Source organism: Acidovorax facilis (assembly GCF_050626955.1).
GTDB lineage: Bacteria > Pseudomonadota > Gammaproteobacteria > Burkholderiales > Burkholderiaceae_C > Acidovorax > Acidovorax facilis.
The window spans coordinates 4,554,571-4,574,679 of the sequence record NZ_CP192460.1 but is presented as its reverse complement, the minus strand read 5'-3'; the positions used below and the strand labels follow the sequence as shown (position 1 = coordinate 4,574,679).

Genomic DNA, 20,109 nt, shown 5'->3' with positions numbered 1-20,109 from the left:
GTCTATTTGTTAAGGAGTGGTCCATGTCTGCAATCCTGGATGTGAAATCCCTGCTGACCCCGCTCGTTGCGGCATTGCTGTGGGGGACAGCGGCTTGTCATGCCCAGACGGCAGGCAGCGCCTTGGCACGCATGGTGCGCAGCGGTACGGTGAATGTGGGCTACATCCCAACGCCGGGTACGTTTGCGTTCCGCGATGCGAGTGGTAACACGGTGGGTTACTCGATCGACGTTTGCATGAAGGTGGTGGAGGGAATTCGCAAGGCCGTTGGCCGGCCAGACCTGCGCGTGGATTTTCGGCCGCTGGAGGCGGCGCAGCGTATCCCGCTGCTGAAGGCCGGTGCCATCGACCTCGAGTGCGGTGGCAACACCAATACCGTGGGCCGGCAGCGGGATGTGGACTTTTCGCACACGCTGTTCACCACGGGCGTGCGGTTCCTGGCGCGCCCATCGGTGCAGCTTGATGGTGTATCCAGTCTGTGGCGGCGGCGTATTGCCGTGAGCAACGGCACCACGGCGCAGGACACGCTGCAGCGCCTGCGCCAGGAGCAGGCGCTGGATGTGGTGGTGGTGCCCACCGACGCCGAAGGTGTGCGCCTTGTGGAAGAAGGGCGCGTGGACGCGTTTGCGCAGGATGACATTCTGCTGTACGGCCTGATCGCTGCATCACCCGCAAAGGATCGCCTGCATGTGACGGGAAGACATCTCACGGTGGAACCCTACGCCTTCATGTTGCCCAAGGACGATGTGCCGCTGCGCGAGATCGTGGACCGTACGGTGCTTTCCCTCATGCACTCGGGCGAGCTGGCCGCCATCTACCGCAAATGGTTCGACACGGCATCGCTGCGCATTCCCATGAGCGTGCACATGCGCGAAAACATCCGCTACCCCAACAAGTACGGCATTCCCTGAAGGCGCGCGCCCTGCACGCCTTGTTCCTTTCTTTCCCTCTTTTTCTGGCGGTACCAGCCTATCCACATGAACAGCATTCCCTTCATCAGCGATCAGCAGATTTCCGAAACCCTTGATTTCCCCTCCGTCGCCACGGTGCTGGGCGAAGCGTTTGCAAGCCTGGCCACCGGTGGCGCCGCCGTCCACTGCCGCCAGCGCACGGATTGCCATGACCTGCGCCTGAGCACCATGGGGGCCGTGTGGGCAGACCGCGCCGTGGGTGGTGTCAAGGTCTATCCCACGGTGCGGGGGCAGTTCAGTTTCTCCATTCTGTTGTTCGATCTGGCCAGCAACCAGCCGCTGGCGGTGCTGGACGGCAACGAGATTACGCGGCTGCGCACGGCGGCCATCACGACGCTGGTGGCATCCAAGGCGGCTGCGGCGCGTCCGCGCAAGCTCGCACTGTTTGGCACAGGGTTGCAGGGCCGGGCCCAGGTGGCGGCGCTGTGCGGGTGGTTCGAATTCGAGGAGATCGCCCTGGTGGACCCGGCTGGCGACGTTGCCTGGGCCGAGGCCTTGGCCCGCAGCACGGGCTGCCGCGTGGCCTTCACCACGCCAGAGGCGGCCGTGCGGGACGCCGATATCGTGGTCACGGCTACGCGCTCGGCCATGCCCGTGTTTGATGGTGCATGGCTCGCGCCGGGCGCTTTTGTGTCGGCCATCGGAACCAGCACGCCCAAGGGGCGCGAACTGGACGACGCCACCATGGACCGTACCGGCCGCATCATCGTGGAGTGGAAGCCGCAGAGCCTGGCCGAGGCAGGCGAGGTGGTGCTGTGGGCAGGGCGCAGCGCCGCATCGCCCTTCGTGGATCTGCCGGAACTCTACGCGGGCCAGGCGCCCTGGCGTCCAGTGGAGCCCGCCATCACCGTGTTCAAGTCGGTGGGCGTTGGGCTGGCCGATGTGGCGGTGGCGCAGCTCGCAGTGTCACGCATCCTGCCCGGGCGGGCGCCAGCGGGTCGAGGGCAGCCATGAAGGTCTGTGTCATCGGCGCGGGGCTGATCGGTTGTGCCACGGCCTACCAGCTGGCGCGGCAGGGTTTTGACGTGCATCTGCTCGACTCGGAAGCGGCCCCCGGTTTGGCCACCAGTTACGCCAACGGAGCACAGCTGAGCTACAGCTATGTGGAGCCCTTTGCATCGCCCGCCACGCTCTGGGCGCTGCCCAAGATGCTGCTGTCGCGAGAGTCGGCGGTTCGGTTTCATCCGCGCTGGGACTGGAGGCAGTGGGCCTGGGGCCTGCAATTCCTCAGGGCCTGCACGGTGCGGCAGTCGGTGCGTGGCACCGAGACGCTGCTGCAGATGGCGCAGGCCAGCCGGGCCACGCTGGCCGACTGGATGCAGGCAGAAGACTGGAATTTCGGTTTCGAGCAAAACGGGAAGCTGGTGCTCTGCCCCACTGCGGAGGCGTTGCGGCAGCAAGAGCGGCAAGTGCGTTTGCAGGCGGCACTTGGCTGTGACCAGCAGATATTGACCGTGCAGGAATGCCTGGAAGCGGAACCCGCCCTGCGCCGCGCGCGTGCGCTGCGCTTTGTCGGTGGCGTGTGGACGCAAAGCGAATGCGTGGCCGACCCCCACCTTTTGTGCCAGGAAATGGTGGGCAGCCTGCAGCGCCTGGGCGGCACCGTGTCGCTGGGTGTGCAAGCCAGCGGCTTTGTGCGGCATCGCAGCCGTATCAGCGCCGTGATGACCCACCAGGGCGAGATCGAAGCCGATGCTTTCGTGCTGGCAGCAGGCCCGCGCGCAGTCACGCTTGCCGCTGCGCTGGGCATCTATTTGCCCATCTACCCCATCAAGGGCTACAGCATCACGGTGCCGTTTCTCCCCGGTGTGCAGCGCCCCTGCGCGAGCGTGACGGATCTGGCGCGCAAGACCGTGTTTGCACCGCTGCACAACAGCCTGCGCGTGGCCGCCATGGCAGAAGTGGGCGCTAAGGGCCTGGACATCGCGCCCGCCAGGGTCCAGGCCATGGTGGAGGCTGTTGACCAAACCTACCCGGGACTTTGCGACGTCGGTGCGCCAGAGTCTTGGGCAGGACTGAGGCCTGCTACCCCAACGTCGGTGCCCATCGTGGGGCGCTGGCGGTCCAGCAATGTGTACCTCAATGTGGGGCACGGCGCGTTGGGGTTGACGCTGGCGGCGGGCAGTGCGGTGGCGCTGAGCCGGCACATGGGTCGCGTTGATGGTGCGTGAGTTCGAACAACTTCAGGGCGCCCAGCCTTCGCAAACACTGGCCGGGCGAGAGCAATGGGCAGTGGGCGCAACAAACGGACGTGGACGCTGCCCGCCCCCTTGCTGCTGCAGACCGCCAAGAAAGACGGGTACCAAGGGCTCCTGCGAGCCCGATGCAACAGTCACTGCAGCAGGGGTAGTCGTCTTCGAGGTTGTGCTATTGTTTGTATAGCTATAGATGATGGTCAGTAAAGCGGGAGGCCCGTTTTGAAGCTTATATCGAAGGACCGAGAAATGGCAGTGTTGTGCGCAACCACCGACATGCAGGGAACCCGGCGTGGAGTAGGGATACAGAGCCGGGCCGCGGTGGTGTCAACGCTATTGTTCGCGCTGCTGTCGTGGGTGGCCCAAGCCCAGGCGCAAGCACAGCAAGCTGCTGCCGGAGTTGCCCAGCCGCTGGAAAACCGCTGCGGCTGGTTTCACAACCCCACCCCCAACAACGCCACCCTGACCGACCGTGATGGCGAGTGGGTGGTCTCCACCCAGGGTGGAGACAGTGCCGAAGGCGACTGGCCTGTGTTCACCGACGCGCAGTGGAAGAAAACCAATGGCCACTATGGCTACGGGTGTGCGTGCATGAAGGTGGTGGTGGACCGCAGCGAAAGGCGGGTGGTGCGCATTGCGTCGGCGGCGGCGAAGCCGTTGAAGGCGTGCCGGGAGGACCGGGCGCTGCCGAAGCCTTGAAGAAGGAAGGGAGTGGCAGGTGGCGGTGGGTGTGGCATTGCCATCAAGCCAAACTCCAGGCCAAAAAACACGGTCCTTCCACGTGGGTCTTCTTGTTGCGGTGGCTATAGTGAGGCCGCTCCCACCAACCACCCCAGTTATGAGCATTCATCTGCGAATCGCGCGCCCCGTGCTGGATCTTTGCCGCACTGTCGCCCAGTACCAGCAAGGCCTGGGCTTTGAAGAACTCGCCCACTTTGCGGACCACGATGGCTTCGATGGAACCATGCTGGGTTTCCGCGACGCGGATTTCCACTTTGAGTTCACCGTCTGCCGCCGGCACCCAGTGACGCCGCAGCCAACGCCCGAAGATCTGTTTGTCTTCTATGTTCCCGATCATCAGGCGTGGACGGAACGTTGCCAGGCGATGCGTGGCGCTGGCTTCAAGGAGGTCGAATCGTTCAATCCGTACTGGAGCCAGCAGGGCTGCACGTTTGAGGATGCGGACGGGTACCGCGTGGTGATTCAGCGAGCTGCATGGCGCAGTCCTCTGACTCCTCAGAGTTAGCTTGCGTAGGCTATGGGACCAACTATCAATCAGATTCGCAATGTATTGCGAATCTGATGGCTGCAGGGGCCGTTACCCAAGACTGAAACCAAAAGCCAATGGTGTAAATTGGCAGCCCATCATTGCTTCGCCGTGCGCAAGAGTTCACAGTGCTGGTTCCTATTTCACTCACTCCAAGGAGAGCACCATGCCCCACGCGTTGAACTGGTTTGAGATTCCCGTGACCGACTTCACCCGCGCCAAGACTTTCTACGAGACGGTGTTGGGCATCACCATTGCGCCGATGGAAATGGGCCCGACGACGATGGGCATGTTGTCCACCGACCCCACTGCCATCGGCGGCGCCCTCGTGCAGGGCGAGGGCAGCATGCCCTCCCAGAACGGGACGATGGTGTATCTCAATGGCGGAGAGGACCTGGCCCCGATGCTGGCGCGCGTAGCGCAGGCGGGTGGGGCGGTGGTGGTGCCCAAGACGGAGATTGGCAACGACTTTGGCTTTTTTGCCCATTTTGTGGACACCGAGGGCAACAAGGTTGGGCTGCACTCGATGAAGTAGTGGGTACCCCGCCCGATAGAAACAGGACCGCCTACGCCACCCGTTCGCCAACACTTCCCGGCTGCGTGAGGCGCTCCAGCCGCGTTAGATACGCCAGCGCCTGCCTATTGCTGGTTCCGCACATTTCCACCGACGGCATCAACCCGCCGCACACGGCCGGTCGCTCAGGCTGCCCAAAAATGCGGCAGCGCGCATCGTCCCCCAGTTGAACGCACCGCACCCCCGCAGGTTTGCCCTGCGGCATGCCCGGGATGGGCGAGCTGATGGAGGGGGCGGTGCAGCAGGCGCCGCAGCCGGGGCGGCAGTTCATGGGTGGTTGCTATTGTTTATGTAGCTGCTGGCGCTTGTCGGGCAAGCGATAGAGGCCAATTTGACTTAAATTTTGGAGTTCACTGGCCAGCGGCAGCATCGCCGTGCAGGCGGCTGGATGCCCACAGCACCTGGTCGACCACGGCGCGCACGCGGTCGCGGTGGGCTTGCTGGATGAGGGCGCCGCTGTCGTCAAACGCGCTGCCGGCCGAGCCCAGTGCAAACGCCTTGGGCGCCAGCCAGCATTCGGCGTTGATGAGCAAGGGGGCCAGGTGGCTTTGCGAGCGCAGGCCGCCCAGTGCCCCCGGCGACGCGCTGAGCATGCCCACCACCTTGCCGCGAAAGCTCTTGCCGCCGTCTTGCCAGTCAGGGTTGCCTTTGACGGGGCTGGAGGCCCAGTCGATGGTGTTCTTGAGCAGGGCGGTATAGCTGCCGTTGTATTCGGGCGAGCAGATGACCCAGGCGGGGTGCTGCCACAGAATTTCTTTGAGCCGGATCACGTCGGCGGGCGTGCCCTGGGCTTCGAGGTCGGCGTTGTACAGCGGGATGTCGAACTCGGACAGCTCCAGCAGCGTGACGGTGGCGCCCGCGTCGCGTGCGATGGCGGCGGTGGCGTGGGCCAGTTTGCGGTTGAAGGATTGCTGGCGCGTGCTGCCGGCAAAGATGAGGAGGGAGGGAGTGGTGTGTGGCATGGTGCCTGCGATTGAATCACAGGCGTGCGGCAGGAATCCTGCAAGCGAGGCAGGCCGGGCAGGGTTATTCCGTGGTGTGGCTGCACGGTGTTCGGGGCGGATGTAGCGATCTACGTGCCGCGACCGGCAAGCCGCCCCACCAGCGTCCCCAGCGCTGTGGCAAAGCAACCCAGGCTGAGCAGCGCACGCCACAGGTTGGCGGCATTCCACTGGTCACGCACTTTGGCCCAGTCGGCGGGCAGGGCCTGGGGGTTCCAGGCTTCTGTTGTGTAGTTCAGGGGCAGGTTGACCTGCTGGGTGAAGAACACGATGCCCAGCAGGTAGGCCACGCCGACCAGGGCCAGCAGGCGCCACCACAGCGCGCGGTGTTCACGCCAGGCCGTGGCCAGGGCCAGCGCGCACCACAGCGGGGGGCCAAAGAACAGCGCAAAGAACAGGGCGTGCCGGACGTTGCGGTTGAAGGCGGACTGCACGGTGGCGTAGGTGGCGCCGTCCATCTGCAACATGGCCAGGTTGACGTTGGCGCTGTAGGTGCCGAAGAACCCCGCCATGAGGCCGAGCCACAACACGGCGAGGGCGTGCGGGATGAGGACGAGCAGGGCAGCCGGCGGGTTGTGGGGGCGTGGGATGGTGGTCATGGCGGGCATGTAGAACGATGCCCGCAGTCTGCCGATGCCCCGCATCCCGCGCCTTATCCTTTGATAAGCCCCATCTCGCTGCGCAGGCGCGACAGAGAGACATCGGTCACGCCCAGGTAGGACGCGAGGTGTTTGAGGGCGATGCGATCCGCCCACTGCGGGTGCTGCTCCAGCAAACTGGCGTAGCGCTGGCGGGCGCTGAGTTGCAAGAACTCCTGCTCGCGCTGCATCTTGCCGTCGAGCAGCGCGCAGAGCACCCGGTGCTCCAGCGCGGCCCAGGGTGCCCAGCCCGCGCTGGGCAGCGGCTCACCTGGATCGACGGGCAAGGGCAGCGCCCACACCACGCTGTCTTCCAGTGGTTCCACGTGAAACATCACCGGCTGATGGCGCAGCGTGGGAGTGATGGGCCAGCACAGGGCGCCGTCCAGAAAGAAGTTCTTGTTGGACTCTGCGCCGTCGCGGTCCAGGTAGTGCAGCCGCAGCGCGCCGCGCTCCACCCACCACAGGTGCCGCCAGTGTTCGCCCGCCCGCAGCAGGGGCTGGCCACGCTCCAGCAAGAGCCGTTCGGCGCGTACCCACCAGGTCTCCACGGCCGGAGGCGGGACGCCAAGCAACTCGGTCAGGAAGAGGGTGAGGGGGCTGGAAACAGACACGGCCTGCGCAAAGTGGGAAAATCGCGGGTTGCCTGCTGGGGCGCCAAGTGCGCCCACCACCAGCAGGGCCGGTGTGCGGCGCCTTTGACAGGGCACCCTAGCGCACCGGGTGTTTTGATTATCGGGCCCGCCAGGCCCCGGAGTGTTCCCATGTTGTACCCCCAGGAATTTGATGTGATCGTTGTCGGCGGTGGCCATGCAGGCACCGAGGCCGCGCTGGCCGCTGCGCGCATGGGCAGCAAAACCCTGCTGCTGACCCACAACATCGAGACGCTGGGGCAGATGAGCTGCAACCCCAGCATTGGCGGCATCGGTAAGGGCCACCTGGTGAAAGAGGTGGATGCGCTGGGCGGTGCGATGGCCTTGGCCACGGACGAGGGCGGCATCCAGTTCCGCATCCTCAACAGCTCCAAGGGCCCTGCCGTGCGTGCCACGCGCGCCCAGGCCGACCGCATTCTGTACAAGGCCGCCATCCGCCGCATGCTGGAGAACCAGCCCAACCTGTGGCTGTTCCAGCAGGCGGTGGACGACCTGATGGTGGAAGGCGACCGCGTGGTGGGCGCCGTGACGCAGGTGGGCATCCGCTTCCGCTCGCGCACCGTGGTGCTCACCGCAGGCACCTTTCTGGACGGCAAGATCCATGTGGGCTTGAACAACTACGCCGCCGGCCGGGCAGGGGACCCGCCCGCTGTGTCGCTATCGGCACGCCTCAAGGAGCTAAAGCTGCCCCAGGGGCGCCTGAAAACCGGCACGCCGCCCCGGCTGGATGGGCGCAGCATCGACTTCTCGAAGTGCACCGAGCAGCCCGGCGACGGCATGCCCGGTGGTGTGAACGAGGGCACGGTGCCCGTGTTCAGCTTCATGGGCAACGCAGAAATGCACCCGCGCCAGATGCCTTGCTGGGTGACGCACACCAACGAACGCACGCACGAGATCATCCGCAGCGGATTTGACCGCAGCCCCATGTTCACCGGCAAGATCGAGGGCGTGGGCCCGCGCTACTGCCCCAGTGTGGAAGACAAGATCAACCGCTTTGCCGACAAGGACAGCCACCAGATCTTTCTGGAACCCGAGGGGCTGACCACGCACGAGTTCTACCCCAACGGCATCAGCACCAGCCTGCCGTTCGACATCCAGTACGACCTGGTGCGCAGCATGAAGGGGCTGGAGAACGCGCACATCCTGCGCCCCGGCTACGCCATTGAGTACGACTACTTTGACCCACGCTCGCTCAAGAGCAGCTTCGAGACGCGGCAGATCCAGGGCCTGTTCTTTGCAGGGCAGATCAACGGCACCACGGGTTATGAAGAGGCGGCGGCCCAGGGCCTGTTCGCTGGCATCAACGCCGCCCTGCAGTGCCGGGGCGACGCGCCCTGGCTGCCTGGCCGCGACGAGGCCTACCTGGGCGTGCTGGTGGACGACCTCATCACCAAGGGCGTGACCGAGCCCTACCGCATGTTCACCAGCCGGGCCGAGTTCCGCCTGCAACTGCGCGAGGACAACGCGGACATGCGCCTGACGGAAGCCGGTCGCAAAATGGGCCTGGTGGATGACGCCCGCTGGGATGCGTTCAGCCGCAAGCGCGATGCTGTTTCACGTGAAACAGAACGCCTAAAGGCCACGTGGGTGAATCCGCGCAGCCTGCCTGCGGCCGAATCCGAGCGGGTGCTGGGCAAGAGCATCGAGCATGAATACAACCTGTTCGAACTGCTGCGCCGCCCAGATGTGAACTACACCGACCTGATGTCCATGGATGGTGGCAAATACGCGACCAACGATGTTTCACGTGAAACGCTGGGCGATTTGAGCGAACCCGTGGTGGGGCAGGTGGAGATTGCCGCCAAGTATTCGGGCTACATCGACCGGCAGCGAGATGAGGTGGGGCGCGCCGCGCACTTTGAAAAGTTGCGCTTGCCAGCCGAGCTGGACTACATGCAGGTCACCGCCCTGAGCATCGAGGCACGCCAGGTGCTCAGTCGCCACCGGCCCGAAACCCTGGGCCACGCCTCCCGCATCACGGGCATCACGCCGGCAGCGATCTCGCTGCTGATGGTGCATCTCAAGAAGGGCGGGTTCAAGGAGTTTGCGGCGGTTGCGGCTGCCAAGGCAGAAGGGGAAGTGGCGGCATGACGATGGCAGTGACAAATGACAGCTTGCGCCAACAGTTGCAGGCAGGGGCCGATGCCTTGGCCCTGGGTCTGACCGACGCCCAGATCACCCTGTTGATGGATTTTCTGGCCCTGCTGCAAAAGTGGAACAAGGTCTATAACCTGACCTCAGTGCGCGATCCGCAGGAGATGATGACGCACCATCTGCTGGACAGCCTGGCCGCTGTGCCGCCGTTGCGCCGCCATGTTGCTGTGCTTGCAGGGGAGGGCCACCACGCTGTGCGCTTGCTCGACGTCGGCTCGGGCGGAGGTTTGCCCGGTGTGGTGTTTGCCATCTGCTGCCCGGATGTGGATGTGAGCTGCGTAGACACCGTGGGCAAAAAGGCTGCGTTCATCCAGCAGGCGGCGGTGGCTCTCAAGCTGCGCAACCTGCATGGCGTGCACGCGCGGGTCGAGACGCTGACGACCCCCTTCGACATTATCAGCTGCCGCGCCTTTGCCTCTTTGCCTGACTTTGTGACCTGGTCGCGCGCCGCGCTGGTGGCGTCGCACGGGGTCTGGCTGGCCATGAAGGGCAAGCACCCCGAGGATGAAATTACGGCCCTGCCCACCGATGTGTCGGTGTTTCACGTGGAACAGCTCACCGTCCCAGGCCTCGACGCCGAGCGCTGCATCATCTGGATGAAGCCGGTCTGACCGTCGGCCGCTAGCTTGTCAGCGGCCGGGGCGGAGTGGTCGCGTAAACTCGGCACCTCACTTCGGGTGCCTCCATCTGCGCACCCGTCCAGCACACCGGGAGAGATCATCATGACTTACGCAAAACCGGATCGGGCGTGCCTCCTGCCACAAGAGCACGTACCGTCGTTGCATCCTTATTTGCGGAAGTCCTAAGCATGTTCGGCATCGCAGACTACGGCGCCTTTGTCGCCGCCATTGTGTTGTTCCTGCTCATTCCGGGCCCCGGCAATCTGGCGCTCATCACCTCCACCAGCAAGGGCGGGGTGCGGGGCGGCCTGGCGGCCACGATGGGGGTGATCGCGGGTGACCAAGTGTTGATGTGGGCCGCGGTGGCCGGTGTGGCGGCGCTGCTGGCCACGTACCCCACAGCGTTCAATGCAGTGCAGTGGTTGGGCGCGGCCTACCTGGCCTGGCTGGGCTTCAAGATGCTCACGGCCAAACCCGGCGCACAACCCATCCTCAACATCCAGCCGCGCCACTACTTCAAACAGGCCGGCCTGATCACCTTGCTCAACCCCAAGGCCATCGTGTTTTACATGGCGTTCTTCCCTCTGTTTGTGGACCCGGCCCGGCACCAAGGGTTGCTGACCTTTGGCGTGATGGCGGCGACGGTGGCGGTGCTGACGTTTATCTATGGGCTGGTCGCCGTGCTGCTCACGCACCACCTGGCCGAGCGCATGCGCGCCAACCCGCGCATCGGCCGCGTGCTGGAAAAGGTGGCGGGCGTCTTTCTGATCGGCTTTGGCATCAAGCTCGCCATCTCCAAATAAAACAACGACAACGACAACAACAACACGGACTGCAACACCCACATGGCCAAAATTTTCTGCGTTGCCAACCAAAAGGGTGGCGTTGGCAAGACCACCACCACCGTCAACCTTGCTGCGGGCTTGGCCAAGATCGGCCAGCGCGTGTTGATGGTGGACCTGGACCCGCAGGGCAACGCCACCATGGGCTCGGGCGTGGACAAGCGCAGCCTCGACCTCACGGTGTACGACGTGCTGCTCGAATCCGCCTCGGTCAAAGAGGCAGCCGTGTTGTCGGAAAAATGTGGCTACTGGGTGCTGGGCGCCAACCGCGAACTGGCGGGCGCCGAGGTGGAGCTGGTGGCGCTGGAGCACCGCGAAAAGCGCCTCAAGGCAGCGCTGGCCGAGGCCGATACCGACTTCGATTTCGTGCTCATCGACTGTCCGCCCAGCTTGAGCATGCTCACCCTCAACGGCCTGTGCAGCGCCCATGGCGTGATCGTGCCCATGCAGTGCGAGTACTTCGCGCTCGAAGGACTGACCGACCTGGTCAACACCATCAAGCAGGTGCACGCCAACCTCAATGCCGACCTGCAGATCATCGGCCTGCTGCGCGTGATGTTCGACCCGCGCATCACCCTGCAGCAGCAGGTGAGCGACCAGCTCAAGGGCCACTTTGGCGAGAAGGTGTTCAACAGCGTCATCCCGCGCAACGTGCGCCTGGCCGAAGCGCCCAGCTACGGCTTGCCCGGCGTGGTGTTTGACCCGGCGGCCAAGGGCAGCCAAGCCTTCGTCGAGTTTGCGCAAGAGATGGTGGACCGCGTGAAAAACATGCCTGCTGCTGCATCTTCCATAGCAAAAATGGCACCTGGCGCTTGATGGAAAAGCGCTAACAGCTATTAAATTGATAGTAATGAAGGCGTCCAACATCCTGTTGCTGCCCGGCTGGCAGAACTCCGGCCCCGACCACTGGCAAAGCCGTTGGGAGGCTGTGCACGGCTACCAGCGCGTGGAGCAGCACGACTGGATGCGCCCGCTGCGCGGTGACTGGTCGGCGCGCCTGGAAGAGACCGTGGTCGATGCCGACGGCCCCGTGGTGCTGGTGGCGCACAGCCTGGGCTGCGTTCTCACCGCGTGGTGGGCTGCGCATTCGGCCAACGCGCACCGCGTGTTGGGTGCGTTGCTGGTGGCACCGGGCGATGTGGAGCGACCCGATCTGGCCGCGCAGATCCACGGCTGGGCGCCCATTGCACGCAAGCCCCTGCCGTTCCCGGCGCTGCTGGTGGGCAGCCGCAATGATCCGTATTGCAGCCTGGAGCGCGCTGAGGGTTTGGCGCAGGCTTGGGGCGCTCGCTTCATCGACTACGGCGAGCGCGGCCACATCAATGCCGAATCGGGCCTGGGCGATTGGGACGAGGGGCACGGCTGGCTGATGCAGCTGGCCAACCCGGCATGAGCCGCTGGGCCTTGTGGCGCGTGGTGCGCCGTGTAGCCGTCAACTACCAAATTTCTCAGTGATCCGATCCATGACCAAAATCAACCTGTCCGCCATCGCCGACCAACTGCCCCGCGCCTGGAACTCCACGGTCGTGGGCCAGGCGGCAGGCGCCAATCTCAAGGTGCTGCGCATGGACGATGCCGCCTACCCCGGCGAGTCGCACGACTTTGACGAGGCGCTGCTGGTGCTCGACGGCTGCATGCGCCTGGACCTGCAGGGGCAGGTCACCGAGGTGAATGCGGGCGAGGTGTTCATCGTGCCCGCGGGGGTGCCCCACGCCGTCGCGCCCGGCAGCCATGGCACGCTGGTCATCATCGACCGCTGAAGAATCTTTTCCCCATTCCTTTTCGCGAGAAGCATTTCATGGTCACCAAAAAACCCAAGGGCCTCGGCCGAGGCCTGGAAGCCCTGCTGGGCCCCAAGGTCGAAGAAAAAGTGGAGCAGGCCCAGGCGGCCGAAGCCGGGCTGCCCAGCAGCCTGCCGCTGTCCGAGCTGGTGCCCGGCGTGTACCAGCCCCGCACGCGCATGGACGAGGGTGCGCTGTACGAGCTGGCCGAATCCATCAAGGCCCAGGGCATCATGCAGCCCATCCTGGTGCGGCGCCTGACGGGTGGGGACAACGCGGGCAAGTACGAAATCATTGCGGGCGAGCGGCGGTTCCGCGCCTCGCGCCTGGCGGGCCTGGCCGAGGTGCCAGTGCTGGTGCGCGATGTGCCCGACGAGTCGGCGGCGGCCATGGCGCTCATCGAGAACATCCAGCGCGAAGACCTCAACCCGCTGGAAGAAGCCCATGGCCTGCAGCGCCTGGTCAAGGAGTTCGGCCTGACCCACGAACTGGCCGCGCAGGCCGTGGGCCGCTCGCGCAGCGCCGCCAGCAACCTGTTGCGCCTGTTGAACCTGGCCGAGCCCGTGCAGACCATGCTGATGGCGGGCGACATCGACATGGGCCATGCGCGCGCGCTGCTGTCGCTGGACCGCGCGGCCCAGATCACCGCGGGCAACCAGATCGCGGCCAAGAAGCTGTCCGTGCGCGAGGCCGAAGCGCTGGTCAAGAAGATCGGTGCCGAGTTCAGCCTGGTGCCGCAAAAGCCCCAGAAGGAAAAGTCGCGCGACATGAAGCGCGTGGAAGAAGAACTCTCAGACCTGCTCATGGCCGAGGTCGAGGTGCGCGTGAAAAAGCGTGTGAAACGCCATGGCCGGGTGGAGGACATGGGCGAGCTGGCGATCCAGTTCGGCTCGCTCGAAGCTTTGAATGGCTTGATCGACCGCCTGCGCGGCTGATCGACCGCTGGTCCGGGGCGCGGCGCTGTCGCCGCGCAAGCCTGCGTGAAATAGCGCACACAAACGGTTTCCACAGGTAACTTGCACAGGCAAAATGCGTCTGTGCGGGGCCTACACTGCGCTGCGTTCAACACACCCGGGTTGACCGCAAGGCCTCTTCACAGGGCGGCGAAAGTGCCGCCCTGTGGCCCACGATGGTTTGCCGGGTGATCCATGTATCTCCTGGAGCAGACCCCATGACCTCTTTGCGCTTCGTCCTGACCCCCGCCTGCCTGGCCGTTGGCCTGTGCATCGCCAGCCTGGGCGCCCAGGCCCAAACCACCAAGGCCCCCAAAGTCCAGCTGTGGATGGATGTCTCCACCGGCACCATGGCGGGCATGCCTGAGATGGACAGCCTGCCCGGTGGCGGCGGCATGCTCGGCGGCCTGATGGGGGGGGTGGGCGGTGGCGCGCAGGGCAGGGCGGGTGGTGGTAACACGTCCTATGGCCACGCCCGCGCCATGTCCATCATGCCGCCGCGTGTCATCGACATCGCCTTGCACAACACCCTGCGCCCCGGCGTCGAAGCCAGCCAGGCCATACCGCCTGGCATGCGCATGGGCGAATCCCTTCCGCTGATCCCGCCCCGTGCCCAGCCCACCCAGACCGAGCCGGGCGAGGTGCCGCAGGAATACCAGCAGCACCAGCCCAAGGGCCGCATCCTGCTGTACTGGGGCTGCGGCGCCTCGGTGCGTGCGGGCCAGCCGCGCGTCATCGATCTGGCGCGCGCCAAGCCGACCGACTACGCACAGGCCTTTGCCGGCCGCGCCGTGCCCGACCGGGGGCCGCGCGTGGGCCCGGCCTATGCGCTGTACCCCAACGAACGCAACCAGGTGAGCCTGTCGCGGGACAGCTCGCTGGTGGGCGAACACCAGGTGCGCGGCGACGGTGTGCCTGCGTCCATGAAGTTCACGCTGGGTGCGGCACAAGACCTCATGCCCGCCATCGACCTGCGCACCACCGGCAAGCCGCAGGACAGCATGGGCACCAGCTGGCAGCCCGTGCGCAATGCGCGCGCCTACTACCTGCACGCCATGTCGCAGAGCGGGGACGACCTCATCATGTGGTCCAGCGCCGAGACGCCCGACACGGGCATGGGCCTGTTCGACTACCTGTCGCCCGCCACCATCGACCGCTGGCTCAAGGAGCGTGTGCTGCTGCAGCCCGAAACCACGCAGTGCGCCATTCCGCAGGGCATCTTTGCGGGCGGCGGGCGTGACGCCACGCCCATGCTGCGCATGATGGCCTATGGCGGCGAAAGCCACATCGTGCACCCCCCGCGCCCGGCGGACCCCAAGGCCGCGTGGGAGCCCGAATGGGCCGTGCGCGTGCGTGTGAAATCACACACCATGGCCATGCTGGGCGAAGAGATGCAGGGGCGGCGCGGGGGCATGGGGGCTGCTCCGCCGGCCGCTTCGGGCGGTGCCTATTCGAGCGGCATGGGCGGTGCGCCGACCGGCCAGCAGCCCGCTGGCGACGGCGGTGCGGAATCCGGCAACGCGGGCAACGTGGTGAACCCCGTCAACCTGCTGCGCGGCATTTTGGGCCGTTAAGAACCCATGTTGGCCCTGCGCATGCCCTGGCCCCTGCCCGCGCTGGTCGCGTGGGCGTGCGCGTGGCTGATTTTTGTGGCGCTCCAGCGTGCGGTTCCGCCCGTGGCTGCCTTGCTGGTCGCCTGCCTGCTGGGGACGGCGGCCAGTGTCCTGGGCGATAGCTGGTGGAGGCGGGGGCTGATTGCGGCGGGCTTTCCGCTGTCGCTGGCGCTGCTGGGCGCGGCCAGCCTGCCCACCTGGGCCTGGCTGGTGCCGCTGGCGCTGCTGCTGCTGGTCTACCCCCTGAACGCCTGGCGCGATGCACCGCTGTTTCCCACACCCCACCACGCGCTGCAGTCGCTCGCCTCGCAGGCTCCGCTGCCGCTGGGTGCCCGGGTGCTGGATGCGGGCAGCGGCGTGGGCGATGGCCTCAAGGCGCTGCGCCACGCCTACCCGGCCGCACAGCTGGAGGGCATCGAATGGAGCTGGCCCCTGCGCCTGCTGTGCGCCCTGCGGTGCCCCTGGGCCCAGGTGCGGCGCGCCGACATGTGGGCCGAGGACTGGAGCCCCTATCGCATGGTCTATCTGTTCCAACGGCCCGAAAGCATGGCCCGCGCCGCCGCCAAGGCCCAGGCCGAGCTGGCAACCGGGGCATGGCTGGTGAGCCTGGAATTTGCGGTGCCCGGCGTTCTGCCCTGTGCACAGCTGCGTGCGCCCGGTGGCCGCGTGGTGTGGCTGTATCGCATGCCCCTGAACCGCGTCGAGGCATGAAATGGCACTGTTGGATTGCGATTTGAGCCGTTCGCCACGGTTACAGAAAAGATACAAGCTTTTGCTACATTGCGTCCCTGGCTACAACCCCATACAAAACTACCAAGAAACTCACAGCCAGAGGGGGCTGCCAGCAGCACGTGAACGCGCCGGGAGGGGGCGCACCGGCCGCCAGCACCTTCCTTGTCCGGACCTCCCATCCTGCAGGCCCCACCAGCCTCTGCGGCGCACCACTCTGACGGGTGTGCCTGCAGCGCGGTGCCGTCTTGCGCGTGGACATGGCCGGGGTTTTCTGGTGCACCACCGACCGATCTGCAAGGAGCATTCATGACCGCCCATCCATCCCGTTTCCGCCCGCGCCTTCTGTGGGTGCTGGCCCTGAGCGCCGCCCTCACGGGCTGCGCCACCATGCAGAGCCATGACAAGCTGGCGACCGACATGCAGAACGCCGGCCGCAGCGGCGGCATTCCCGCAGCCATCGCCCAGCTCGAAAGCACGGCCAAGACCGAAGAAGAAAAAACCGCGCTGCTCTACAACATGGAACGCGGCGAGCTGCTGCGCATGGACCGCCGCTACCCCGACAGCACCAACGCCTTCCTGCTGGCCGACAACAAGGTCAAGGAATGGGAAGAAACCGCCAAGACCAACCCGAGCAAACTCATGGGCACCGTGGGCGCTGCGCTGATCAGCGAACGCCTGAAGGTCTACGAGGGCCAGGACTATGAAAAGGTGTGGGTGACCACGCGCCTGGCGCTCAACCGCATGGCCGTGGGCGACTTTGAAAACGCCCGTGTGGACATCAAGCGCACGCACGAACGCGAAGCCATCATTGCCGAGTTCCGCGCCAAGGAAACCCTGGCCGCTGAAGAAGAAGCAAAGTCCAAGGGCGCCACCTCTGGCGGCAAGGAACTCAACGGCTACCCCGTCGAGACGCTGAACGATCCCGAAGTGCTGGCGCTCAAGAACGGCTACCAGAACGCGCTTTCGCACTACCTGGCCGGTTTTCTGTACGAAATGCTCAACGAGCCCGGCCTGGCCGCGCCCGGCTACCGCAAGGCCATCGAGCTCAAGCCCGAAACCGGCGTGCTCGAAGAAGGCCTGCGCGGCCTGGACACGCGCACGGGCTTCACCTGGAAGCGCCGCCAGCGCATGACCGACGTGCTCTTCATCGTCGAAGCCGGTGACGCCCCGGCGCGCAAGCCCAAGGCCTTCACCATTCCCGTGCCCACGGGCCGTGGTTTGGTCACGGCCAGCATCTCCTACCCCGTGATCGAGCCGTCTTCCGATCCACTGCTGACCACCATCTCCGCTGCTGGCACCGACCTCAAACTGGAAAAAGTGGTGGACGTGAACGTGATGGCGCGCCGCGCGCTCAAGGACGAAATGCCCGGCATGGTGCTGCGTGGCTTCACCCGCGCCGTGGCCAAGGGCGTGCTGCAGAACGAACTGCAAAAGCGCGGCGGCCTCATCGGCGGCATCATCGGCGCGGCCGCCTCGGTGGCCACCGAGCAGGCCGACGACCGCATGTGGCGCATGCTGCCCGGCCGCGTGTATGTGGCCCGTGGCTACCTGCCGCCCGGCGAGCATGTGGTGAGCGTGAACGGCCGCCAGCTGCCCCAGCCCATCAAGATCGACGGCCAGTACGCCCTGGTGCCCCTGCGCATGTATGAAAACAGCGTGCTGACCGGCGACGTGGCCATGCTGGGGCAGCTGCCCACCGTGGCGGCGGCACCGCAGCCCGCCGCAGAGCCTGCCACCACCGTGCGCACGACGACGACCACCACCACCCGCACGCGCTCGGTGCCCAAGTCGGCGGTCAAGTCCACCTCGGCCACGCCTGCCGCCAAGAACTGAAACCGAACATGTCCCATTTTCAAGGAGCCTCTGGCATGAGAACCCGTTTTGCCCTTGCCGCCGCCGCACCCGCCGTTGCGTGCGCGGTCCTCGCGATGACCCTGGCCACCGCTGCCCGCGCCCAGCTGCACGACCCGGCCACCCCGCTGGCCGTGGCGTCCAAGGTCGCCCTGCGTGGCGAAGCCAACAGCATCGCCGTGCGCGAGATGCGCATCGTGCGCAAGAACGACATCCTGGTGGTGCAGGCCGACATGGCCAATATGGGCCGCACCGACCGCACCGTGTTCTACCGCTTCAAGTGGCTGGACAACGTGGGCAACCAGGTGGGCGATGGCGAGTCCTGGAAGCAGATGAGCGTGCTGGGCCTGGGCCAGCAGACCGTCAAGAGCGTGGCGCCCACCAGCGCTGCCGTGGACCTGCGCCTGGAAATGAATGTGGAGCCGCGCTGATCGCGCCGCGCCAATCCCTGTTTGAGTGAGGAGTAAACCAACATGAACACCAAGAACCGCATCCAGCGCAGCGCGCTGGTCCTGGCCTTTGCGGCCAGCACCCTGGCCCTGTCGGCCTGCCAGAACCTGTCCTCGCCCACCGTGCGTTTTGACCGCCAGGTCAACTACGGCGATGCCAAGGCCGTCGAGCTGGTGACCAACGAATTCGGCTCCACCGACCTGCAGATGATTGCCGAGAAGATGACCGGCGGTTTGCTCGAAACCGGCATCTTCCAGGGCCGCCCCACGGTGACGATCTCCACCGTGAAGAACAAGACCAGCGAATACATCGACACCACCAACGTGATGAACTCGATCCAGACCTCGCTGGTCAAGTCGGGCAAGGTGCGTTTCGTGCGCTCCATCAACGAGATGCAGGCCGGTGTGGACGAGCTGCAGCGCCAGAACCAGAGCGGCCTGTACAAGCAAGGCACCACCGCCAAGGTCGGCCAGATGACGGCCGCCAAGTACAGCATGGAAGGCGAGCTGACCAGCATCGTCAAGCAGAACAACGCGACCAAGGACGTGTACTACAAGTTCACGCTCAAGCTGTTTGATGTGCAGGAAGGCACGATCGAGTGGCAGGACGAAAAGGAAATCCGGAAGACGAGTAAGAGGTAACCCCCTGAGCGGCTGCGCCGCTTCCCCCTTTCTCTCGCGCTGCGCGCGGGAAGGGGGACGCCGCCAGCGCGGCGGGGCGGCCCTTGCACGGCGGCCGCTGGCCTGGGCCGCGCCAGTTTCGAAGGATGTCGGTGCTGAGGCCACATCGCTCGATGAATTCATGACTTTCCGTTAGCTCACAAGGAGCACACCATGCAACGCAGAACCACTTTGCACACGGCCCTGGCCGTGATCGCCGCCACCACCATGGCCTGGGGCACGGGCGCCCAGGCGCAGCAGCCCGGCGCGGCGCCCAAGATCGCCGTGACCGACCTGGCCTATGCCCAGCGCGTGTCCGAATACTTTGTGGCCGGCACCTACCAGCGCAGCAGCCAGATGAGCGCAGGCGGCAGCCACAGCGGTGGCTACAGCCACGGCCCCTATGGCGGTGGCGGCTCGCACTCGGGCAGCCACTCGATGCAGGCGTCCGAGCAGGCCAGCGGCACCTACGTGGCCGGGCGCTACAGCTACATCGAGCAGCGCGAGCTGGGCGGCTACACCAACGACATCAAGGGCGCCATCCTGCAGGGCACGTACTTCCGCCTGATCCAGGGCAAGGGCTTTGACGCAGGCAAGCCCCAGCCGAGCAAGGCCGAGCAGGTGCTCAACCAGGTGCAGGGCGGCAAGATGGCCACGCCGCAGGTTCAGCCCCAGGTCAACGACGTGATCAGCCGCATCAAGAAGGGCGAGTTCAACGGCGCCGACTACGTGCTGTTCGGCGTGGTCTCCAGCATCGACTTCACCGACGCGCTCTCGCCCCTGCAAGGCACCACCAGCGCCACGCGCCAGTACGGCCTGCAGCTCCTGGCCGACTTCTCGCTCATCAATACCAAGACCTACGAGATCAAGGCCGCGTTCTCTGCCCAGGGCGAAGGCAACGACACCAAGATTTTGTCGATCCGTGGCGACATCGCCCCCCCCAACCGCGCCAAGGTGATGCGCGAAACCTCGCTGTCGCTGGCGCAGGACGTGTACCAGCAGCTCGCCATGCAGCTGGGCTACACCGACGCCAACCTGTCGCGCGGCGTGCGCCCGCCCGTGGTCTACCAACAGGGCGGCCAGCCCATGCCCATGCCGCAGCCCCAGCAGCCTGAGCAGGTCATCATCTTGAAGTAGCAGGGGTGGCAACCCCGT

At 65.5% G+C, this 20,109-nt stretch carries 23 protein-coding genes; 19 read left to right on the top strand and 4 right to left on the bottom strand.

Going from position 1 to position 20,109, the window contains the following annotated elements; translation table 11 throughout:
- Window positions 1-23 precede the first annotated feature (23 nt).
- The 6 genes from ACQ4MJ_RS20990 to ACQ4MJ_RS20965 all read left to right on the top strand — a co-directional run bounded on the left by ACQ4MJ_RS20990 (window position 24) and on the right by ACQ4MJ_RS20965 (window position 4,968).
- Window positions 24-911 (top strand): amino acid ABC transporter substrate-binding protein, encoded by an 888-nt coding sequence (locus ACQ4MJ_RS20990; RefSeq protein WP_431151403.1) that lies wholly within the window; start codon window positions 24-26, stop codon window positions 909-911.
- A 66-nt stretch (window positions 912-977) separates the two neighbouring features.
- Window positions 978-1,925, top strand: coding sequence for an ornithine cyclodeaminase family protein (locus ACQ4MJ_RS20985; protein ID WP_431151404.1), 948 nt, complete (start codon window positions 978-980; stop codon window positions 1,923-1,925).
- Window positions 1,922-3,142 (top strand): FAD-dependent oxidoreductase, encoded by a 1,221-nt coding sequence (locus ACQ4MJ_RS20980; protein ID WP_431151405.1) that lies wholly within the window; start codon window positions 1,922-1,924, stop codon window positions 3,140-3,142. Before ACQ4MJ_RS20985 ends, ACQ4MJ_RS20980 begins: the two co-directional genes overlap by 4 nt.
- A 348-nt stretch (window positions 3,143-3,490) precedes the next feature.
- Window positions 3,491-3,865 carry a DUF4087 domain-containing protein gene (locus ACQ4MJ_RS20975; RefSeq protein WP_431151406.1) on the top strand — a complete coding sequence of 125 codons (375 nt, stop codon included), beginning with the start codon at window positions 3,491-3,493 and terminating at the stop codon, window positions 3,863-3,865.
- A gap of 139 nt (window positions 3,866-4,004) precedes the next feature.
- Window positions 4,005-4,412, top strand: coding sequence for a VOC family protein (locus tag ACQ4MJ_RS20970; RefSeq protein ID WP_218301393.1), 408 nt, complete (start codon window positions 4,005-4,007; stop codon window positions 4,410-4,412).
- Between the two features lie 187 nt (window positions 4,413-4,599).
- Window positions 4,600-4,968, top strand: a complete 369-nt coding sequence (locus ACQ4MJ_RS20965) for a VOC family protein (RefSeq protein ID WP_431151407.1) — start codon at window positions 4,600-4,602, stop codon at window positions 4,966-4,968.
- A gap of 31 nt (window positions 4,969-4,999) precedes the next feature.
- Here the strand turns inward: ACQ4MJ_RS20965 and ACQ4MJ_RS20960 are convergent, their stop codons facing one another.
- The 4 genes from ACQ4MJ_RS20960 to ACQ4MJ_RS20945 form a co-directional block, all read right to left on the bottom strand.
- Entirely contained in the window at window positions 5,000-5,278 is a 279-nt protein-coding gene (locus ACQ4MJ_RS20960; RefSeq protein ID WP_431151408.1) for a YkgJ family cysteine cluster protein, read from the bottom strand.
- Window positions 5,279-5,357: 79 nt separating this feature from the next.
- Window positions 5,358-5,969, bottom strand: coding sequence for an NADPH-dependent FMN reductase (locus tag ACQ4MJ_RS20955; RefSeq protein WP_218301391.1), 612 nt, complete (start codon window positions 5,967-5,969; stop codon window positions 5,358-5,360).
- A gap of 110 nt (window positions 5,970-6,079) precedes the next feature.
- Window positions 6,080-6,607: an anthrone oxygenase family protein gene (locus tag ACQ4MJ_RS20950; protein WP_431151409.1), complete on the bottom strand. Its 528-nt coding sequence runs from the start codon at window positions 6,605-6,607 to the stop codon at window positions 6,080-6,082.
- Window positions 6,608-6,660: 53 nt separating this feature from the next.
- Window positions 6,661-7,260 (bottom strand): Crp/Fnr family transcriptional regulator, encoded by a 600-nt coding sequence (locus ACQ4MJ_RS20945; RefSeq protein WP_431151410.1) that lies wholly within the window; start codon window positions 7,258-7,260, stop codon window positions 6,661-6,663.
- 150 nt (window positions 7,261-7,410) lie between these two features.
- Between ACQ4MJ_RS20945 and mnmG the strand changes: the two genes are divergently transcribed.
- From mnmG to ACQ4MJ_RS20880, 13 genes are all read left to right on the top strand, one after another.
- Window positions 7,411-9,390, top strand: a complete 1,980-nt coding sequence (mnmG, locus tag ACQ4MJ_RS20940) for a tRNA uridine-5-carboxymethylaminomethyl(34) synthesis enzyme MnmG (RefSeq protein ID WP_431151411.1) — start codon at window positions 7,411-7,413, stop codon at window positions 9,388-9,390.
- Window positions 9,387-10,064, top strand: a complete 678-nt coding sequence (gene rsmG / locus ACQ4MJ_RS20935; RefSeq protein WP_431151412.1) for a 16S rRNA (guanine(527)-N(7))-methyltransferase RsmG — start codon at window positions 9,387-9,389, stop codon at window positions 10,062-10,064. Before mnmG ends, rsmG begins: the two co-directional genes overlap by 4 nt.
- Before the next feature lie 197 nt (window positions 10,065-10,261).
- Window positions 10,262-10,876 (top strand): LysE family transporter, encoded by a 615-nt coding sequence (locus ACQ4MJ_RS20930; protein ID WP_055402191.1) that lies wholly within the window; start codon window positions 10,262-10,264, stop codon window positions 10,874-10,876.
- A gap of 42 nt (window positions 10,877-10,918) precedes the next feature.
- Window positions 10,919-11,731, top strand: a complete 813-nt coding sequence (locus ACQ4MJ_RS20925) for a ParA family protein (RefSeq protein WP_431151413.1) — start codon at window positions 10,919-10,921, stop codon at window positions 11,729-11,731.
- Window positions 11,732-11,765: 34 nt separating this feature from the next.
- Window positions 11,766-12,308: an RBBP9/YdeN family alpha/beta hydrolase gene (locus tag ACQ4MJ_RS20920; RefSeq protein ID WP_431151414.1), complete on the top strand. Its 543-nt coding sequence runs from the start codon at window positions 11,766-11,768 to the stop codon at window positions 12,306-12,308.
- 70 nt (window positions 12,309-12,378) lie between these two features.
- Complete coding sequence (locus ACQ4MJ_RS20915; RefSeq protein ID WP_431151415.1) at window positions 12,379-12,675, top strand: cupin domain-containing protein; 297 nt, start codon at window positions 12,379-12,381, stop codon at window positions 12,673-12,675.
- A 38-nt stretch (window positions 12,676-12,713) separates the two neighbouring features.
- The gene (locus tag ACQ4MJ_RS20910) at window positions 12,714-13,631 is read left to right on the top strand and encodes a ParB/RepB/Spo0J family partition protein (protein ID WP_055402181.1); all 918 of its coding nucleotides are present in this window, start codon (window positions 12,714-12,716) and stop codon (window positions 13,629-13,631) included.
- A gap of 236 nt (window positions 13,632-13,867) precedes the next feature.
- On the top strand, window positions 13,868-15,223 hold the full coding sequence (locus tag ACQ4MJ_RS20905; protein ID WP_431151416.1) for a hypothetical protein: 1,356 nt from the start codon (window positions 13,868-13,870) through the stop codon (window positions 15,221-15,223).
- A 6-nt stretch (window positions 15,224-15,229) separates the two neighbouring features.
- Window positions 15,230-15,973, top strand: coding sequence for a hypothetical protein (locus tag ACQ4MJ_RS20900; protein ID WP_055395759.1), 744 nt, complete (start codon window positions 15,230-15,232; stop codon window positions 15,971-15,973).
- 327 nt (window positions 15,974-16,300) lie between these two features.
- Window positions 16,301-17,827: a COG3014 family protein gene (locus ACQ4MJ_RS20895; protein WP_055395761.1), complete on the top strand. Its 1,527-nt coding sequence runs from the start codon at window positions 16,301-16,303 to the stop codon at window positions 17,825-17,827.
- Between the two features lie 35 nt (window positions 17,828-17,862).
- Window positions 17,863-18,276 carry a YcfL family protein gene (locus ACQ4MJ_RS20890; protein ID WP_055395763.1) on the top strand — a complete coding sequence of 138 codons (414 nt, stop codon included), beginning with the start codon at window positions 17,863-17,865 and terminating at the stop codon, window positions 18,274-18,276.
- A 42-nt stretch (window positions 18,277-18,318) separates the two neighbouring features.
- The gene (lpoB, locus tag ACQ4MJ_RS20885; protein WP_218135467.1) at window positions 18,319-18,936 is read left to right on the top strand and encodes a penicillin-binding protein activator LpoB; all 618 of its coding nucleotides are present in this window, start codon (window positions 18,319-18,321) and stop codon (window positions 18,934-18,936) included.
- Window positions 18,937-19,128: 192 nt separating this feature from the next.
- A complete protein-coding gene (locus ACQ4MJ_RS20880; RefSeq protein WP_218301383.1) occupies window positions 19,129-20,091 on the top strand; it encodes a hypothetical protein in 963 nt (320 codons plus the stop codon).
- The last annotated feature ends 18 nt before the right edge of the window (window positions 20,092-20,109 follow it).

Excerpts from the sequence above, each read along its gene's own strand:
- ACQ4MJ_RS20990 (WP_431151403.1), top strand. The coding sequence starts at position 24 with ATGTCTGCAATCCTGGATGTGAAATCCCTGCTGACCCCGCTCGTTGCG.
- ACQ4MJ_RS20985 (WP_431151404.1), top strand. The coding sequence starts at position 978 with ATGAACAGCATTCCCTTCATCAGCGATCAGCAGATTTCCGAAACCCTT.
- ACQ4MJ_RS20980 (WP_431151405.1), top strand. The coding sequence starts at position 1,922 with ATGAAGGTCTGTGTCATCGGCGCGGGGCTGATCGGTTGTGCCACGGCC.
- ACQ4MJ_RS20970 (WP_218301393.1), top strand. The coding sequence starts at position 4,005 with ATGAGCATTCATCTGCGAATCGCGCGCCCCGTGCTGGATCTTTGCCGC.
- ACQ4MJ_RS20965 (WP_431151407.1), top strand. The coding sequence starts at position 4,600 with ATGCCCCACGCGTTGAACTGGTTTGAGATTCCCGTGACCGACTTCACC.
- ACQ4MJ_RS20960 (WP_431151408.1), bottom strand. The coding sequence starts at position 5,278 with ATGAACTGCCGCCCCGGCTGCGGCGCCTGCTGCACCGCCCCCTCCATC.
- ACQ4MJ_RS20955 (WP_218301391.1), bottom strand. The coding sequence starts at position 5,969 with ATGCCACACACCACTCCCTCCCTCCTCATCTTTGCCGGCAGCACGCGC.
- ACQ4MJ_RS20950 (WP_431151409.1), bottom strand. The coding sequence starts at position 6,607 with ATGACCACCATCCCACGCCCCCACAACCCGCCGGCTGCCCTGCTCGTC.
- mnmG (WP_431151411.1), top strand. The coding sequence starts at position 7,411 with ATGTTGTACCCCCAGGAATTTGATGTGATCGTTGTCGGCGGTGGCCAT.
- rsmG (WP_431151412.1), top strand. The coding sequence starts at position 9,387 with ATGACGATGGCAGTGACAAATGACAGCTTGCGCCAACAGTTGCAGGCA.
- ACQ4MJ_RS20930 (WP_055402191.1), top strand. The coding sequence starts at position 10,262 with ATGTTCGGCATCGCAGACTACGGCGCCTTTGTCGCCGCCATTGTGTTG.
- ACQ4MJ_RS20925 (WP_431151413.1), top strand. The coding sequence starts at position 10,919 with ATGGCCAAAATTTTCTGCGTTGCCAACCAAAAGGGTGGCGTTGGCAAG.
- ACQ4MJ_RS20920 (WP_431151414.1), top strand. The coding sequence starts at position 11,766 with ATGAAGGCGTCCAACATCCTGTTGCTGCCCGGCTGGCAGAACTCCGGC.
- ACQ4MJ_RS20915 (WP_431151415.1), top strand. The coding sequence starts at position 12,379 with ATGACCAAAATCAACCTGTCCGCCATCGCCGACCAACTGCCCCGCGCC.
- ACQ4MJ_RS20910 (WP_055402181.1), top strand. The coding sequence starts at position 12,714 with ATGGTCACCAAAAAACCCAAGGGCCTCGGCCGAGGCCTGGAAGCCCTG.
- ACQ4MJ_RS20905 (WP_431151416.1), top strand. The coding sequence starts at position 13,868 with ATGACCTCTTTGCGCTTCGTCCTGACCCCCGCCTGCCTGGCCGTTGGC.
- ACQ4MJ_RS20900 (WP_055395759.1), top strand. The coding sequence starts at position 15,230 with ATGTTGGCCCTGCGCATGCCCTGGCCCCTGCCCGCGCTGGTCGCGTGG.
- ACQ4MJ_RS20895 (WP_055395761.1), top strand. The coding sequence starts at position 16,301 with ATGACCGCCCATCCATCCCGTTTCCGCCCGCGCCTTCTGTGGGTGCTG.
- ACQ4MJ_RS20890 (WP_055395763.1), top strand. The coding sequence starts at position 17,863 with ATGAGAACCCGTTTTGCCCTTGCCGCCGCCGCACCCGCCGTTGCGTGC.
- lpoB (WP_218135467.1), top strand. The coding sequence starts at position 18,319 with ATGAACACCAAGAACCGCATCCAGCGCAGCGCGCTGGTCCTGGCCTTT.
- ACQ4MJ_RS20880 (WP_218301383.1), top strand. The coding sequence starts at position 19,129 with ATGCAACGCAGAACCACTTTGCACACGGCCCTGGCCGTGATCGCCGCC.